The following is a 17,003-nucleotide window of genomic DNA, read 5'->3' on the forward strand; positions in this document are numbered from 1 at the left end:
GACGGGCCCACTTCGCGTGGGGCGGTCACTTCGTGACTTGTATACCTTGTTTGGGCGAGGCTTGCTGCTTCGGTCCTCCCGTTGGTCGGAAGGCTATGGGATCAGGTTACGGAATTAGGAGGAGTTTGCCGGTGGTGGCGCGGGACTCCAGCTCGCGATGGGCCTGAGCGGCGTCGGCCAGGGGGTAGACGTGTTCGACGCGAAGCCTGAGGGTGCCGTTAGCGATGGCGTCGAAGACATCCTTGGCGCGGTGTTCGAGTTCGGCGCGGGTGGCGATGTAGTCCTTGAGAGTGGGGCGAGTAACGAAGAGGGAGCCCATGGTGGAGAGGCGGATGAGGTCGAAGGGTGGGACGGCTCCGCTGGATCCGCCGAAGAGAACGGCGACACCGCGAGGACGGAGGCATTGGAGAGACTGCTCGAAGGTGAATTTGCCTACGGAGTCGTAGACCACGGGGAGGCCCTTGTTGCTGGTTAGGGATTTGACCTTCGCGGCGAAGTCTTCTTTGGTGTAGAAGATGATCTCGTCGGCTCCGGCGGCGCGGGCGATGGTGGCCTTTTCTTCGCTGGAGACGGTGGTGAAGACGCGGGCGCCGAGGGCTTTGGCCATCTGGATGAAGAGGAGGCCGGTGCCGCCTGCGCCGGCGTGGATGAGGATCTCGTCGCCGGATTGGACGGGATAGGCGGAGTGGAGGAGATAGTGGGCGGTCATGCCCTGAAGGATTGCAGCGGCGGCTTGCTGGGTGGTGACGCCTTCAGGGATGGCTACGAGGCGGGCGGCAGGGGCGACGGCGAACTGGGCGTAGGTGCCGGGGATGAGGCACCAGGCTACGCGGTCGCCGGGCTTGAAGGTGGTCACGTCGGGGGCGACGGAGACGATGGTGCCGGCGGCCTCCTGGCCAAGGGTGTAGGGGAGTTTGGCGGGGTAGCGGCCCTCGCGGAAGTAGGTGTCGATGAAGTTGACGCCGGAGGCTTCGATGCGAATGAGGGCTTCGCCGGGGCCGGGGGTTGGCGTGGGTAGGTCGGTGAGGGTGAGGACGTCGGCGGAGCCGGTGGTGTGGATCTGGATGGCTTGCATGGCTGGTTTAGGGTACAACATGGCGGCATAGAGAGTGGCTTTGGTTTGGGTGGCCTATTTGAAGCTCCCATATCGTTTCTTCATCTAAACTTGAGATATCAGATTCGTGGCGTTGCTTTGCCTCCGTCCCCGACGTTGTAACTGTGGGGTAGGTTTTGAGTCGAACTTTTGAAGGGGATTGAAGAAGATTATGTCCAGCCGTCAGCCTTTGCCTATTGCGATTTACTATGAGCAGCCGATTTGGTTCAAGCTGTTGTTTGAGGAGTTGGATCGGCGCGGGGCGAACTATGTGAAGGTGAGTGCGGTGGAGCATAGCTATGGGCCGGAGGATCATCCGGAGGAGAAGTACGCAGTTGTACTGAACAAGATGAGCCCATCGGCGTGGAATCGTGGTCATGGGGATCAGATCTTTTACACGCTGGGGTTTCTGGAGCACCTGGAGAGCCGCGGGGTTCGCGTGGTGAATGGTGTGAAGGCTTTTCGGAGTGAGTTGTCGAAGGCGGCGCAGCTTTCGATGCTGGAGGCGCTGGGGCTTGGGTATCCGAAGGCTCGGGTGATTCACCGAGCGTCGCAGGCGAGTGCCGCAGCGGAGGAGTTGCGCTTCCCTGTGGTGGTAAAGCCGAATATTGGCGGCAGTGGAAGCGGCGTGGTGAAGTTCCAGACGAAGGAGCACCTGGCGGAGGCTTCGGCGATGGAAGGCGGATTGACTCTGGGGATGGATTTGACCGGGTTGGTGCAGGAGTTTGTTCCAGCGCGCGGGTCGTACATCGTTCGGGTTGAGGTGTTGAACGGGAAGTATTTGTACGCGATCAAGATACATATTACCGGCGAGACGTTTGATCTTTGTCCGGCGGATATCTGCAAGACGCCGTTGGGAGTGGAGCTGGAGCGTGCGGCTTGCCCGATCGATGCGGCTAAGGATGGGCTGGCGGTAGAGGCCTTTGACGCGCCGCCTGAGGTGATCGCGGAGGTGGAGCGGCTGATGGCGGCTGCAGGAATCGAGCTTGGTGGTGTGGAGTTTATGGTGGATGATCGCGACGGCGTGAGGATGTACTACGACATCAATGCGCTCTCGAACTTTGTGGCCGATGGACAGAAGGTTGTGGGCTTCGATCCATTTGTGAAGCTGGCAGATTGGCTGGAGGAGGAGGCGCGGATGGTGAATGAGCGCCGGGCTGGTGTGCCGGAACTGACGGGAGCGCGGCTTTGAGTACAGAGATAGGGAGCACAAAGGCGGGGAGCATAAAGACGAGGATGCGGTACGGCTTCTGGTTGCCGGTGTTTGGTGGGTGGCTCCGCAACGTCGACGACGAGAAGATGGAGGCCAGCTGGGAGTATGTGCGCGACCTGGCCAAGAAGGCCGAGACAATTGGATACGATCTGACTCTGATTGCGGAGTTGAATCTGAATGACATCAAGGGTGTGGATGCTCCTTCGCTCGATGCGTGGTCGACAGCGGCTGGGCTGGCTGCGGTGACCGAGAGACTGGAGCTGATGGTTGCGGTGCGGCCTACGTTTCATAACCCGGCGCTGCTGGCGAAGCAGGCGGCTTCGATCGATCAGATGTCGCATGGGCGGTTGACGCTGAATGTGGTTTCTAGCTGGTGGAAGGATGAGGCAACAAAGTATGGGGTCCACTTCGACGAGCATGATGACCGGTATGCGCGGACTTCGGAGTGGCTGGATGTGGTGGATGGATGCTGGAAGACGCAGGGGTTTTCCTATAAAGGCAACTACTATGATGTGCGCGAGAATGTGCTTTCGCCGAAGCCAGTGAGCAAGCCGCGGCCTACGTTGTATGCGGGTGGCGAGTCGGAGACGGCGAAGAATCTGATCGCGGCGAAGTGCGATGCGTACCTGATGCATGGCGATGCTCCGGAGGCTGTGGGGAAGAAGATCGCCGATATGCGGGAGCGGCGGGAGAGGCTGGGGCTGGGGCCGATGACGTTCGGCGTGGCGGGGTATGCGGTGGTGCGGGACTCGGAGGCGGAGGCGCTGCGCGAGGTGGAGCGAATTACGGATGTGAAGCAGTCGGCGCGTGGGTATGCGAACTATGAGCAGTGGGTGACGGGGTCGAATCTGCAGACGGAGATCTCGTTGAAGGATTACTCAGTGTCGAATCGCGGGCTGCGCTGCGGGTTTGTGGGAACGCCGGAGCAGGTGTCGGAGCGGATGGAGGAGTTCGCCGCGGTGGGGGTGGATCTGGTGTTGCTGCAGTCGAGTCCGCAGGCGGAGGAGATGGAGCGGTTTGGGGCGCAGGTGATCGGCAGCAAGGCAGAGGCGGCGGTCTAAAGGGCATACCGGGTTGAGGTCAGCCGGGTGCTATGGCTGGACACCGGTCTTAGGTCTTTGGGGCGAAACGACTGAGGCGGTTACTTCAGGGAAACTCTGATTAAGTCTTATAGCATTCCCTCCGCGACTAAAGTCGCGTTGCTGCGATTCGATTGCGGCGGGACTAAAGTCCCGCCTTTCAAGAATAGGACTTGATGAGGGTTCCTTGGAGGGTTCTGCCACGGAATAGCTCTGAAAGGGTATAGCCGGGCTGGACATCAGGCATTAGAATTAAGCAGAATTTTGCACATGCGGTTTTTTGCAACGGGGAGATCCGTGGGATGGTTGAGGCTAAACAGTGAATGAATGGGCACGTGGAGGAAGAGGTGCGGCAGTGGGGCGTGGTTTGCTCCTCGCTGGGATGGTGGTACTGATCGAGGGCTGTCACTCGGGGCACCAAAGCGATGCTCTTCTGAATGCTCTTACGAGCCAGGCACAAGCGAAGACGCTGGGGCCGAATCATTTAGCGGCGGAGGGTGCGGCCGCAATTGTGGAGACGTGTGGGAAGCAATCCTTCGAAAATGCGCGCAACGGGTTGATCGTGAGCCAGACGGGATTGCATGAGGATATCTTTGGGATGCGCAGCCGTACGTCGTACGTCTCCATTGCATTCAGCCTGGACGATGCGCTGCGGCTTGAGGATGTGCTGCGGAAGAAGTTGAACGAAAGCCAGCAACCCTCTGCAGAGCAGGAGTGTGTTCAGCAGTTTGTGGGATACCTGGAGGCTCTGACCGATCCGATGGTCGAGCAAGACAAACTGGCCAAGGATCTGGATGCTGCGGCGTTCAAGGACTCGACCAGGGAGGCGCAGGAAGAGTTGAAGAGAGAGCAGCAGAAGGCGCCACCTGCACCGACCGGAAGCAATTAAGGCTCAGACACTTTGCTAAGATGGGGGTGGAGCAGCATCGGTTCCGCATGCCTCTCTACCCTCCGAGTAAACAGGATCAGCTTGCCGATCAACTCCAGCGCCATGCCGCTTTCAAAGACCCCTCATCAAATCGAAGGCCTTCAGATATGGCGGGCGATTGCCGTCATCCTGGTGGCTGCGCTCCATCTGATGCAGGTGATGGGCGGAAGCGGTAGTTTGACGATGGTGCGATTTGGAAATCTTGGAATGTTCGGCGTTGACATTTTTTTTGTCATCAGCGGATTTATTTTAGGACTGACCGCGTTGAGAGCTGCATCGGGAGATGCTCGATTCGAGTCACTCCACTTCATCTCCCGGCGCATCCTGCGAATCCTGCCGATCTACTGGATCGTTATCCTCTTCCCTTTGACTCGATGGCTTCGTTCGAGTGAGGTGTCGGGATTCACGTTCCTGGACTTCTGGTTTCTGCTTCCGGGCCTATCTTATCCACGGATCCATTTGATCATTGGTCTGGCGTGGACGCTGATCTTCGAGATGTTCTTCTATTACGTCCTGACTGTGTTTCTGCGGATCACTCTACGAGATGCGGTTCGGAATACGATCGCAGCGCTGGTTCTTCTGGTGGTGGCTGGGCAGTTTCTGGGCATCCGTCGATCGGGCCTTGTGGTTGTCATGAATCCAATTCTGCTTGAGTTTGTGATGGGAAACATTACGGCACTTGGGTTTCAGAGATTCGGAAGACAGCGCAAGGCGGGTGTCGCGATGCTGGTTGCAGGAGTTATTGCGGCAGGACTGGTGACTTTCTACACTTCGACGAACGTCGCACTGGAACAGAACGTCCTGCTGGGGGTAGGTATGCTTCTGCGCGTGGGGACGTGGGGGATTGCAGCGTGGTTGCTGGTTAGCGGAGTGGTTTTCTGGGGGCCGCAGGTGAGGTCCCGGCTTGGCAAGATGCTGGTCGCTATTGGGGATGGATCTTATTCCATCTATTTAACATCTGCGATTTCCACCGAGATGATCTCGCGACTCATGGCCAGGATTCCGATAGAGTTCCTGAGGAGCGGTCCCCTTGTTTTGAGAGAAGGGATCGCATTAGTGTGCGTAATTCTGACGGGTATGGTCTGTTTTTGGTTCGTGGAAACGCCACTACTTAGGTGGCTGAATGGCCGATACAAGTTGATCTCCGCTCGACGACGAGTAGTGCCGGCCCCTGTTATTGGAGTCTGACAGGGGGCTGCTTGGCTTGAACGACGCGGATTACTGGATCAGGCTCTCTTCGGAGCGGAGGCGGAGGATGCGGTCTACGGCGTAGGGTGCGCGGTGGGCTGCTGTGTGAAAGTGGCGAACCTGGAGTTCTCCGAGCAGACCGATGCCCATCATTTGAATTCCGGCGAGGATCAGAACTCCGGCGATGACGAAGAGCGGGCCGTGGAGGCTCATGATGTGCTGGCCGGTGACGATCTTGAGGATGAGAAGCCACGCAGACATACCGAAGCCAGCAACCACGCCGAAGGCTCCGATAGTTCCGAAGAAGTGCAGAGGCCGCGTCATATAGCGGAGCAGGAAGCGGATGGTGAGGAGGTCGAAGAAGACGCGGAAGGTGCGGGAGATGCCGTAGTGGCTCTCACCGAACTCGCGCGCGGGATTGGAGATGGGAATCTCGCAGATGCTGGCGCCATACCAGGAGGCGAGGGCGGGGATGAACCGATGCATCTCACCGTAGAGGGGGATGTTCTGGATGACCTCGCGGCGGTAGGCCTTGAAGGTGGTGCCGAAGTCGTGGATGTCGACGCCGCTGAGCGCAGCCATGAGCCAGTTTGCGGCGCGTGAGGGGATGCGGCGCATGATGAAGTTGTCGCCGCGCTGGGAGCGCCAGCCACTTACTACGTCGTAGCCTTCTTCCAGTTTTGCGAGGAAGCCGGGAATCTCATCGGGGTCGTGCTGGAGGTCGCCGTCCATGGCGAGGATGAAGTCGCCCTGGGCGTGGTCAAAGCCGGCGGCAAGGGCCGAGGTCTGGCCAAAGTTGCGGCGGAGCTTGATGACCAGTACGCGGCTGTCTACCGCAGCGATCTCTTCGAGCAACCTGTAGGTGCGATCGCGGGAGCCGTCGTCGACAAAGACCAGTTCAAAGGTCTCGTTGACGTGCTCCATGACGGCCTTCAGGCGATCGTAGAGTGTGGTGACATTCTCTTCCTCGTTATGGAAGGGGACGACGATGGAATACTTCGGCACTTTATGATGATACTCCCGGGGTTGCGTTCTTTGGATGCCGATCGGAGGACAAAAGATTTGAATCTACCAGTTTTTTTTGTCGATGAGCGCCGAGAACGAAGGCCTACAAATGTCCAGGAACGGCTTAAAAACGAAAGTTCAAGACGTAATCCATATTTTGCGGCTTGCCTAGAAAGGAGCCGGCGACAAACTCGGCCTGTTGGGCAGCGGCGGTGGCGGCATCGGCCAGCGTGGCATCATCCCCAATCTCTACTCGGATGTCGCCTACTTTGCCGTCCTCGAGGACATCGACGATGAGACGGACTTGGCCGTGGGTTCTGTGGCAGGGCTTCCCTGCCCTGCAATCCGGGGGTGGCATGCTGATCAGCCTGGGCGGTGTGATCGAGGGTCTGCTTTGGGCGTGCAGCTGCAGGAGCACGGGCGCTCCGAGAAAAAGCGGAAGAAGGGCCCAGACTGTACGCATAAGCTAAATACTCTCACGAGTTGGTGAGGGCGTAACCTCAATCTTTTTTGCGATTCGGGCTTGCTTCGCATCGGGCGATGATCTTGCTTAAACGGTGATTACACGGACCTGCTTTCGCTGGAAGGCTTCAACGAGTTCGGGGTCGACGCTGTCGTCGGTGATGATGGTGTGCAGGTCGCTTGTGGCGCAGACTTTGACCGAGGTGAAGATGCCGAGTTTACTGGCGTCCGCGACGGCGATGACCTGCTTGGAATGTCTGACCATCTCGCCTAGAACCAGCGCTTCGTCGGATTCGATGACGGTCAGACCGTGGTCGGGGTGAATTCCGCATGCGCCCATGAAGACCTTGTCGAAGAAGAGCCGCTGCAGGGAGTCGAAGGCGGTTGCGCCGACCATGGAGAACGCGCCGGGCCAGCGGATGGAGCCTCCAGTGAGGGTGACGCGGGCGTTGGGGAGGCTGGAGAACTCCATGCCGATATTGACCGCGTTGGTGACGATGTGGATGCCCTCGCGATGGCGGAGGCTGCGGGCTACCTGGGTGGTGGTGGTGCCGGGTGAGAGCGCGATGGTGTCGCCTTCGTTGACCATCTCGGCGGCGGCGATGGCGATTCGCCGTTTCTCGTTCGCGAAACGCTCTTCGCGCAGAGGAAAGGCGGCATCGAACCGGAATGGCTCGTAGGTCATCTTTCCGGCCAGCTCGACGCCGCCGTGGGTGCGGTTTACCAGGCCGCGCTGGGCCAGTTTGATGAGGTCCCGGCGGACGCTGGCCGGAGAGGCGTCGATGGTAACGGCCAAGTCTTCAACGCAGCTTTGGCCCTTCTGCAGCAGGAGATGAAGTATCTGGTTTGCGCGATCCTGGGTCTTCTGGGCCATGTCTCGTCCATTCTAATCACGCTTAAGTCTGCAGACGGGCTGGATTTCGGCAGATTGGTGCTTTCATTTTGAGTATATGAACTGATTTTCTTCAGAATTATGAAAAGTAATGTTGACAAATGTTTCCATAGATTTCTATTCTCTAGCAACAATTTGATTCTTCCTGACCGCAATGAACGGATCTTCGGCCTCAGATAGCCGTTGTCCGCTGCGCGGATCCCTCCCATGTCCTACAGACACCCTGGAGTTGTTCAAAATGATGAAAGCAGCGCAAAAGATGAAATTTCTCAAATGTATCTCCGGGGCCGTGATCGTTATGGCCGCGCTGTTCTGTACGCAAAGCCTGCTAGCTCAGACCGTCACTGGGACGATCACTGGCGTGATAACGGACCCGAGCGGCGCCGTCATTGCCGGGGCGAGCATTGTGGCGCACAACACGGATACGGGTGTGGACTCGAGTGTGACAACAAATTCGGCTGGGCTGTATCGAGTTCAGTTTCTGCCGATCGGCCGCTATGAGGTATTGGTTGATGCGAAGGGCTTCAATAAAGAGACGATCCCGGCGTTTCAGCTCGAGGTCCTGCAGACGGTCACCTTCAACGTCAAGCTGTCGCTGGGAGCTTCTTCGGAGGTGGTGAATGTGTCTGAGGCGGCTCCGATTCTGAACACCAATGACGCTACGCTGAGCGGAACCTTCACCACGAATACGATTGAGAACTTTCCCCTGAACGGCCTCGACTTCTCCGCGCTGACGCTTTATGTGCCAGGTGCTGTGAGCAGCGTAGGAACCTCGGGCACGACCGGCATCGAGCGCAGCACCTTCTACACCGACTCGGTGAATCTCAACGGGAATCGCGCTCAGGCGAATAACTACACGCTCGACGGCATCGATCTCAACGAGAGCTTTAATAATCTGATCGCTTACAGTCCTGCGCCGGAGTCGCTGCAGGAGCTTAAGGTAATTACCGCAAACTCCCCTGCGGACTACGGCAACGTCAATGGAGCGGGCGTGATCAGCGTGCTGAAGAGCGGAACCAATCAGTTCCATGGCTCGGCTTATGGTTACGTTCAGGACTCCAAGACCAACGCGAACTCCTGGACGAACAATCACGCGACGCGGGATCAGATTATCCCGATCAATCCGTTCACCCAGTCTCAGTTTGGGGGCACCCTGGGTGGTCCCATCAAGCGAGATAAACTCTTCTTCTTCTTCGACTACCTTGGATCGCGCCGGCATAGCGGGGGCCTCTCCCGAAATAGCGTCTTCACCCAGGCCATGCGGAACGGGGACTTCTCCGCGCTTCTCACCCATGGCAATACGCAACTCTACGATCCGGAGAACAACTTTGCGCTTTACGCCGGGAACCTGGGTGTACCGATCCTGAATCCGGTTGCGAAGTATCTCTTCGCTCATCCGAATCTTTACCCGCTTCCCAATACGACTCCGTCGGACGGCATCATCAACAACGACCTTACGGGACCGTCAAGGACCTACATGGCCAACAACCAGGGGGATATCAAGATCGAGTACGATCCGCGCTCTTCGGACAAGATTACGGGATTCTTTTCCATCTCCACGGCCTACGATGGTTCGACTTCGGTTCTGCCGATCTCCTTCCCCGGAACCAGCGTCTACCCCACTAAGGTGACGGGCGCGAACTGGGTCCACATCTTCTCGCCGGCGATCGTGAACTCGGCGCGTATCGGTTATACCCGCGTCAGCTGGAGTAAAGGCTTGCCGGTCGACACGACGGGTGTGTTCGGGACTAACGGCAATGCTGTTGTTGGCATTACGTTTCCCAATCAGGCTTACCAAGGGTTCACAGCCCAGGGTCTTTCAGGTAACAACGACGCGGGGTTCACAACTCTCGGAAACAATGCGAGCAACAATGGCAGTCTTGTCGACAACACCTACAGCTACATCGACAACCTTACATGGCAGCGCGGAAGGCATACGCTCAGTCTTGGCGTTCAAGCCATCCGGTATCAGAATAACTATCCGACCAGCAACAACAATGGCTTTCTGGGTTCACTTGGCTACACCGGATCCTTCACCAGTAATCCCTCTTCAACAAACCCTGCCGGCCTCGGTGGCTACAGCGGTGCGGACTTTGTACTCGATCGCGTGAGTTCAGCGTCGGCCACCCTGGCCAGCGTGAACGTTGGACAGAGACAATGGCGCGCTGCCGGGTATATCAACGACGACTTCAAGGCGCTGCCGAATCTCACACTAAATATCGGTCTGCGTTACGAGTACGACCAGCCGTGGGTGGAGTCCAATGACAAGACCGGCAATATCGATGTTGCAACGGGCCAGGTGATCTACGCCGGCCATATTCCGGCCGGTGCACCAGCTGGTTCAGGATTGTGCAGCAACCATGCCTGCTACGACGCCAACTACCGGCAACTGACTCCGCGACTCGGGTTCGCCTACCAGGCAAACGACCGCTTCGTCGTTCGGGGTGGATACGGCGCGACCAGCTTCTTTGAGGGCAACTCTTCCAACCAGCGTCTCACCTCCATCACTCCCTTTATCCAGGCCGTCAATGTCAACGTCGTCACGCCGACGCCCGGGAATCCAGGTAGCCCGCGTACCGCAGAGCAGGGTTTCGCCAGCGGCACGGTCGCCTTTGGCGGTACCTTCAACGTCTACCCGAAGGACATTCAGCCTGCCTATGTTCAGGAGTGGAACCTCACCCTTGAGTACGCGGTGAGCCGTACTCTGTCGCTTCAGGTAGGATATCTTGGCGAACAGGGACAGCACATCGAAGACTACGGCAATCTCAATCAATACCTGGTCAATGGAGATCAGACCACTGCTCCCTACTACAACAATCCTTTTATCGGCATTAACGCCATCGACCCTTCGGTGAGCATCGGCTCCGGCTCGCTGCTTATCACCGAGTCTCGTGCAGCGTCGAACTACCAGGCGCTCCAGACGGTGCTTCGTCAGCGCACCAGCCACGGACTGGAGTTTACGCTGAACTACACCTATGCCAAGGCACTGACCAATAGCGCGGGCAACTATCCTGTGAATAGCTCCGGGGCTTCCAACTTCGGACAGGGCGCGTTTCAAAATTACTACGACAGCGCTGCAGACTGGGGACCGGCAGCCTATGACGTAAAACATAATGTTAGCGGCACAGGAGTCTATGCGCTGCCGTTCGGGCGCGGAAAACAATACCTCTCCGGCATCAACCGCTGGGCCGACGAAGCGATCGGGGGATGGAAGCTCTCGGTAGCCGGCGTGGTGTATTCGGGCTTCCCTGGGACTACCAACGGTCCTGGCAACAACTCGAACAGCTACGGAAATTCGCGCCCGAATCAGTATCGGAAGTTGAAGATCGTTCATCGCAGCATCGACAACTGGTTCGGAACCGACCCCTCCGCGATACCTTGTACGACGCCCGGTGTCGACAACGGCGTGTGCGCCTTCGGAGTGCCTGCTCCCAACACCTTTGGCACTGCACGGAACGGCAATATCCGCAGTCCGGGGTATCTGAATGTGGACATGTCGGCCTTCAAGGACTTTCACACGTTTCGTGAACAGACTCTTGGCTTCCGGTTCGATGCGTTCAACGCGTTCAACATCGTCAGCTACGGCAATCCGGGTACGAATATCAACGATGCGGCCAACTTCGGCAATATCTCGAACCAGGGCACAGCCAATGGTATTCAACAATCCGTGCGATCTTCAGAACGGCATCTGCAGTTCTCAGCGAACTACCGGTTCTAACGCTACTTTTTATAGAAGCATCAGGCTGCAGTATTCGCCATGATGACAAGGGCGGGGCTTAGGCTCTGCCCTTGTCTGCTGAGGCACGGCTCTCCTGAGGTCGCCGCACACTTTATTGCGACACTGTCTCAGGTAGAACCAATATGCTGTCTTCTGTTGTTACTATTTTTTGAAGTAGAGAGACGAGGAAGACGCTTGGCGTTTTATCTGGCACTGGATCTGGGCGGCACGAAGACGGAGTATGTACTGGCAGATGAGACCCGCGAACTGGCGCGAGTGCGGGGCGGCACCATCAAACGTATGCGCACCGACGCGAATACTGCGGCGCAGAATCTGGATAAGGCACTTGCGGAGTTGACCTCGATAACCGGCGTGTCGATGAGATCGGTCACACGCAGTTGTGTTGGTGCGGCCGGCATCACGGTGGCGCTGGTGACCGACTGGATACGGGAGGCCTTTGCGGAGCGCGTGGGCGGCTCGCTGGTCCTGGTTGGGGATGTGGAGATTGCGCTCGATGCCGCGTTCTTTGGCGGACCGGGGGTGCTGGTAATGGCTGGCACGGGCTCGAACGTCGCCGGGCGTTTTCTATCGGGGAATCTGACGACTGCCGGAGGTTGGGGACCGGCGCTGGCCGATCAGGGCTCCGGCAACCGGATCGGGCACCAGGCGCTGCGCGATACCTTTTTTGCTATCGACGAAGGCCGTACGACCACCCTGCTGCCGACGATTCTTGAGCTATGGCAGTTGCCTGATCTCGATTCGCTGATCGGATATGCTAACCAGATCCCTGCTCCGGACTTTACTCGCTTGGCTCCCCTGGTGGTGAGGTGCGCGGCGGAGGGAGACGCTGTGGCACAGAACGTTCTTCAGCGCGAAGCAGAGGAGCTGGCCCACCTTGCTCATCTGGTCATCGAGCGCCTGCAGCGTGACGCATCAGAAGGCCGTCCGGGATGGGTTCCCGACCTTGCGTTCACCGGAAGCATCCTTGAACATGTCGCGCCGATTCGTGATGGGATCGTTCAAGCCCTGCAACGCCGGTACCCTTCTTTGAAGGTTCTGCCCGGCTCTGTTGATCCCATCCTGGGTGCGCTGTGGCGGGCTCGGATTGGAGAACTGCTGAAAGCTGGAGGGGCTTAGGAGATGCCTAACTTCGACTGGGGTCGAAGGTGACTTTAACCCTCTCGGTCTTTATTTCTCATAATTCTGATTGTTTGACGCTGAAATTTCCACTTTATGAATTTATCCTGTATATAAGGAAGGGCTATTCGGTAGAACGCCGTCGGCAAGATGGCCGGGCTAGCCTCTGTTCAATGATCAGAAAGCAAGGATCAGAAAAGCTCCTGTGGTTCGTGTGAGTTGATGCGCAAGATTATCTTCGAACTTTGTGCTGAAAGTCTTCAGGCTTGTCTCGCCGCGCGCGAAGGCGGGGCTGATCGGATTGAACTATGCACTGCCCTCAGCGAAGGCGGGCTTACTCCGAGTCATGGTCTGACACGCGCAGCGGTCCTTCGCAGCGGACTTCCCGTGCATGTTCTCTTGCGGCCTCGAAGCGGCGACTTCGACTATACGGACGATGAGTTCGCGGTCATGCGGGAGGATCTGCTTCACGCGCGCAGTCTCGGAGCGAGTGGCTTTGTGCTTGGCATCCTTCGTACGGACGGCACGGTGGACTTGGAGCGGACGCGCGAACTAGTGGAGTTGGCTGCACCGCTCGAGGTCACCTTTCATCGCGCCTTTGATTACACCAACTCGCTGGAGCAGGCTCTGGAAGACGTGATCGCGACCGGCTGCAGACGTGTTCTCACCTCTGGGGGCGAGCCTGATGTGCTGTCGGGAGCGGATAAGCTGGCGCGGCTGGTGAAAGTTGCTGACGGAAGAATTGATATCGCTGTAGGCGGCGGTCTGCGTGTTAAGGATGCAAAGGCCCTGGCTCGAGCGACAGGCGCCAGCCACTTTCATGGTTCTCTGCGTCGCAGCGAAGCCGGCAGGATGCAACACGAGCGTCGCTGGGTGCTGGAGGATGCAGATTCGCTCGATGGCACCTCGCGCTTCGTGGTGGACTCGGCTGATGTGCTGACCATGATCGAGAACCTGCGAAGCGCCTGATTTTCGGAGCGCGTTTGATAGTTTGTAATCCGCGAACGGCTTTAGTCCGGGATGCCCTTGGTTTCGCAGATGGGGCAGCCGCGCCTATGCTCGATGAGAATCTCCCTCGCCGCGGCCTGTTCGCGCTTTGCTGTCTGAAGCCTTGCGGTGCGCACGGCGGCCGGCGACGCGTTTGGAGAAGAGCTCTTTAAATCCTCTTCGGCGGCTAAACGCGTCTTTGTGGCTTCTTCGTAATGCCGTTCTGTTCTGTAGCACTCGGGGTTTGACATGGCACAAAAACCTTATCAGGCTTCGTAACGCTTAGTCGTTAATGGCACAAACTAAAAGACGCGCTGCCGCTCTCAACACCTCAGAGGACAGCAGGGTGTTCTTTTGGCTTTGCCGATAAGTTTAGAAGATGGGCTGGTGGGCAGTGAGGGACTCGAACCCCCGACATCCTGCTTGTAAGGCAGGCGCTCTAACCAACTGAGCTAACCGCCCATTGAAGTTCTTTGGGACCTAACTCAGTGTATGGGAGCGGCGGGCTGGATGCAATGTATGGCGCCTGATATTCATTTCACCTTCTGTAAAAAGCTATAATTTTTTTAATACCCCCAGGGGGTATTTTGCATCTAACCTGAAAAGGAGAGATTTCATGCAGGAAGCGCTTGAGTTGTCGATTGAAGGAATGCATTGCGGAGCTTGTGTTCGGAGGGTGACGGATGCTCTCGGAAGGATCGACGGAGTTGAGGTGAGTTCAGTCGAGGTTGGATTGGCCACGGTGACATTCGATCCGGAGCGGGTTGCAGCGGAGAAGATCGCCGATGCGGTCCATCGGGTCGGATTTACGGTACGCAGCGAGAAGTAACAAGGGAGGAAGCGATGCCGGGTAGTCTGAATATCAAAGACGGAGCTGACGCCAACGTGACTGCCCCAGCCGAAATCACGGCTTTGGTAGAGCATGTCACTATTCCGGTCTTCGGGATGACCTGCGCGGCGTGTCAGTCCTTTCTTCAGCGGGAGCTTGCCGGCCAGGCTGGGGTGCGGGATGCGACGGTCAACCTGATGCTGCACAATGCGACGGTGACGTTCGATCCTGATGCGACTTCGACCTCTGCGCTGGTAGATGCGATTCGAAGCACAGGCTACGGCGCTGAGTTCCCTGCCGAACATCAGTCCGCCCTCGAAGAACAAGAGCAACACGACGAGGCGCAGCTGATGGAGTATCGGCAACTGCGACTAAAGGCTGTGACAAGCCTGATCGCCGGTGGAGTGGCTATGCTCCTGTCGATGCCGCTGATGACGCCACTGATGACGATTGGCGGCACGGGCGGGCTGGAGCGAATGAAAGATCCGCTGATGAGCTGGAGCACGCGGGTGATTGATCCATTGTTGCGCAGCGTGCTTCCCTGGATGTATCGGATGGATGCGGAAGTGATTCGCTGGTTTCTCTTTGCGCTTGCGACATTCATTCTGGGATGGGCGGGGCGACGTTTTTACATCAAGGCATGGTCTGCGCTTCTGCATAGGACGGCGGATATGAATACGCTAGTGGCGCTTGGCACCGGCGCTGCGTATCTCTACTCGGCTGCAAGTACGATCGCACCCGGATTTTTTGTGGCGCGCGGCATCGCCCCCGATGTTTATTTTGAAGCTGCCATTCTGATCATTGGATTGGTGCTGACTGGGAGTGCGCTGGAGAGCAGGGCGAAGGGACAGACGGCAAGCGCTCTGCGAAAGCTTGTGCAGCTTCAACCGAAGACTGCGACCGTTCTGCGAGATGGTATCGAGAGCAGCGTACCGTTGGAGTCGATCCAGAGTGGCGACATTGTGCTGGTGCGGCCTGGCGAGCGAATCCCTACGGATGGAGAGGTGATCTCGGGCAGGAGTAGCGTAGACGAGTCGATGCTTACAGGCGAGTCATTGCCGATTGAAAAGACGGCTCGAGACAGGGTGATGGGGGGAACGCTGAACCAGCGGGGATCGCTGCAGTACCGGGCGACTAGCCTGGGGGCGGCCAGCACGTTGGCACAGATCGTGCGCCTCCTGCGTGAGGCCCAGGGATCTCGTGCTCCGATTCAACGGATCGCGGATCGTATCAGCGCGATATTTGTTCCTACTGTGCTGGCGATTGCTATCGTTACCTTCGCGGCGTGGCAGTTGTTCGCGCCGCACTCGGGCGTGATGCAGGCGTTTGCGGCTGCTGTCACCGTGTTGGTGATTGCCTGCCCCTGCGCGATGGGTTTGGCTGTTCCGACGGCGGTGATGGTGGCGACGGGACGAGGAGCCAACTATGGGATTCTGATCAAAGGTGGTGAGGCTCTTCAGCGATTAGAGAAGATCGATACGATCGTGCTGGACAAGACGGGGACCGTTACGGCGGGGCGTCCCGAGGTTACTGATTTTTTTCTCGCTGCAAGTGGTAACGATGTGGCTGGAACACAGAGCGGGAGTACCGCCGAGGATCACGTCCTGCTCGCTACCGCAGCCTTGGAACGCGCCAGTGAACACCCACTTGCTGACGCCATCGTCCAATACGCCGCAGCGCGTGGTTTAAATCCACCTCATGCTGAGGAGTTTGAATCGCTTCCCGGACTTGGCGTGGTGGGAGTCGTCGATAGGGAAACCGTATTGATCGGCAATACTGCATTGATGGAGAAGTACGGTGTCTTCGTTGAACCGATGGTTTCGACCTCCGAGCGAATGTCAGTGGAAGGAAAGACTCCGCTATGGATTGCGATCGAGGGCAGACTGGCCGCCGTTCTCGCGGTTGCAGATACGATCAAATCTAGCTCTTTCGACGCTGTTCGGAAGATGCACGACGAGGGGCTTCGCGTGGTGATGCTTACCGGCGATAACGAACGCACAGCTCTTGCCATTGCACAGAGGGTTGGCATCGATGAGGTGATTGCGGGCGTGCTCCCTGCGGGCAAGGTGGATGCCATCAAGGGTCTTCAAGCGGAACATCGCGTGGTCGCGATGGTGGGAGACGGGGTCAACGATGCTCCTGCGTTGGCACAGGCTGATGTGGGGCTTACGATGGCCAGTGGCGCGGATATCGCTATGGAAGCTGGCGATGTAACGCTGATGCGGAGCGATCTCACCGGCGTGGCTGCAGCGATAATCCTATCGCGGGCCACGATGCGCGTGATGCGGCAGAATTTGTTCTGGGCCTTCGTCTATAACGTGATCGGAATTCCAGTTGCGGCTGGTGCGCTCTATCCGGCGTTTGGTTTGCTGCTGAGCCCGGTGATAGCCAGCGCGGCAATGGCGCTCAGTTCTTTCAGTGTGGTGACCAACAGCCTCCGATTGCGACGGTTGCGGCTCGAATAGGGAAAAC

13 protein-coding genes and 1 tRNA gene are annotated in these 17,003 nt (G+C 57.8%); 9 read left to right on the forward strand and 5 right to left on the reverse strand.

Annotated elements, in window-relative coordinates; translation table 11 throughout:
• Positions 1 to 106: 106 nt before the first annotated feature.
• Complete coding sequence (locus RBB75_RS19805) at positions 107 to 1,075, reverse strand: quinone oxidoreductase family protein (protein ID WP_353069068.1); 969 nt, start codon at positions 1,073 to 1,075, stop codon at positions 107 to 109.
• Positions 1,076 to 1,265: 190 nt separating this feature from the next.
• Here RBB75_RS19805 and RBB75_RS19810 point away from each other — a divergent pair, with 190 nt between their 5' ends.
• The 4 genes from RBB75_RS19810 (at position 1,266) to RBB75_RS19825 (ending at position 5,501) form a co-directional block, all read left to right on the forward strand.
• Entirely contained in the window at positions 1,266 to 2,285 is a 1,020-nt protein-coding gene (locus tag RBB75_RS19810; protein WP_353069069.1) for an ATP-grasp domain-containing protein, read from the forward strand.
• A gap of 44 nt (positions 2,286 to 2,329) precedes the next feature.
• Entirely contained in the window at positions 2,330 to 3,367 is a 1,038-nt protein-coding gene (locus tag RBB75_RS19815; RefSeq protein ID WP_353070420.1) for an LLM class flavin-dependent oxidoreductase, read from the forward strand.
• A 373-nt stretch (positions 3,368 to 3,740) separates the two neighbouring features.
• Positions 3,741 to 4,274, forward strand: coding sequence for a hypothetical protein (locus tag RBB75_RS19820; RefSeq protein WP_353069070.1), 534 nt, complete (start codon positions 3,741 to 3,743; stop codon positions 4,272 to 4,274).
• An 81-nt stretch (positions 4,275 to 4,355) separates the two neighbouring features.
• The gene (locus RBB75_RS19825) at positions 4,356 to 5,501 is read left to right on the forward strand and encodes an acyltransferase family protein (protein ID WP_353069072.1); all 1,146 of its coding nucleotides are present in this window, start codon (positions 4,356 to 4,358) and stop codon (positions 5,499 to 5,501) included.
• A gap of 30 nt (positions 5,502 to 5,531) precedes the next feature.
• Here RBB75_RS19825 and RBB75_RS19830 read toward each other — a convergent pair whose 3' ends face one another.
• The 3 genes from RBB75_RS19830 to RBB75_RS19840 form a co-directional block, all read right to left on the reverse strand.
• Positions 5,532 to 6,506 (reverse strand): glycosyltransferase family 2 protein, encoded by a 975-nt coding sequence (locus RBB75_RS19830; protein WP_179638334.1) that lies wholly within the window; start codon positions 6,504 to 6,506, stop codon positions 5,532 to 5,534.
• A gap of 124 nt (positions 6,507 to 6,630) precedes the next feature.
• A complete protein-coding gene (locus RBB75_RS19835) occupies positions 6,631 to 6,924 on the reverse strand; it encodes an energy transducer TonB (protein ID WP_353069074.1) in 294 nt (97 codons plus the stop codon).
• 132 nt (positions 6,925 to 7,056) lie between these two features.
• On the reverse strand, positions 7,057 to 7,842 hold the full coding sequence (locus tag RBB75_RS19840; RefSeq protein WP_179638336.1) for a DeoR/GlpR family DNA-binding transcription regulator: 786 nt from the start codon (positions 7,840 to 7,842) through the stop codon (positions 7,057 to 7,059).
• 277 nt (positions 7,843 to 8,119) lie between these two features.
• On the opposite strand from RBB75_RS19840, the gene RBB75_RS19845 reads away from it, so the two are divergent.
• The 3 genes from RBB75_RS19845 (at position 8,120) to RBB75_RS19855 (ending at position 13,684) form a co-directional block, all read left to right on the forward strand.
• On the forward strand, positions 8,120 to 11,578 hold the full coding sequence (locus RBB75_RS19845; RefSeq protein ID WP_353069075.1) for a TonB-dependent receptor: 3,459 nt from the start codon (positions 8,120 to 8,122) through the stop codon (positions 11,576 to 11,578).
• A gap of 195 nt (positions 11,579 to 11,773) precedes the next feature.
• A complete protein-coding gene (locus RBB75_RS19850) occupies positions 11,774 to 12,715 on the forward strand; it encodes an N-acetylglucosamine kinase (RefSeq protein ID WP_353069076.1) in 942 nt (313 codons plus the stop codon).
• A gap of 222 nt (positions 12,716 to 12,937) precedes the next feature.
• On the forward strand, positions 12,938 to 13,684 hold the full coding sequence (locus RBB75_RS19855; protein WP_353069077.1) for a copper homeostasis protein CutC: 747 nt from the start codon (positions 12,938 to 12,940) through the stop codon (positions 13,682 to 13,684).
• 403 nt (positions 13,685 to 14,087) lie between these two features.
• Here RBB75_RS19855 and RBB75_RS19860 read toward each other — a convergent pair.
• Positions 14,088 to 14,164, reverse strand: a tRNA-Val gene (locus tag RBB75_RS19860).
• Between the two features lie 154 nt (positions 14,165 to 14,318).
• Here RBB75_RS19860 and RBB75_RS19865 point away from each other — a divergent pair.
• Both RBB75_RS19865 and RBB75_RS19870 read left to right on the forward strand, forming a co-directional pair.
• Positions 14,319 to 14,531: a heavy-metal-associated domain-containing protein gene (locus tag RBB75_RS19865; protein WP_353069078.1), complete on the forward strand. Its 213-nt coding sequence runs from the start codon at positions 14,319 to 14,321 to the stop codon at positions 14,529 to 14,531.
• Positions 14,532 to 14,545: 14 nt separating this feature from the next.
• Positions 14,546 to 16,996 (forward strand): heavy metal translocating P-type ATPase, encoded by a 2,451-nt coding sequence (locus tag RBB75_RS19870; RefSeq protein WP_353069079.1) that lies wholly within the window; start codon positions 14,546 to 14,548, stop codon positions 16,994 to 16,996.
• Positions 16,997 to 17,003 lie beyond the last annotated feature (7 nt).

It is taken from the genome of Tunturibacter empetritectus (genome assembly GCF_040358985.1).
GTDB lineage: Bacteria > Acidobacteriota > Terriglobia > Terriglobales > Acidobacteriaceae > Edaphobacter > Edaphobacter empetritectus.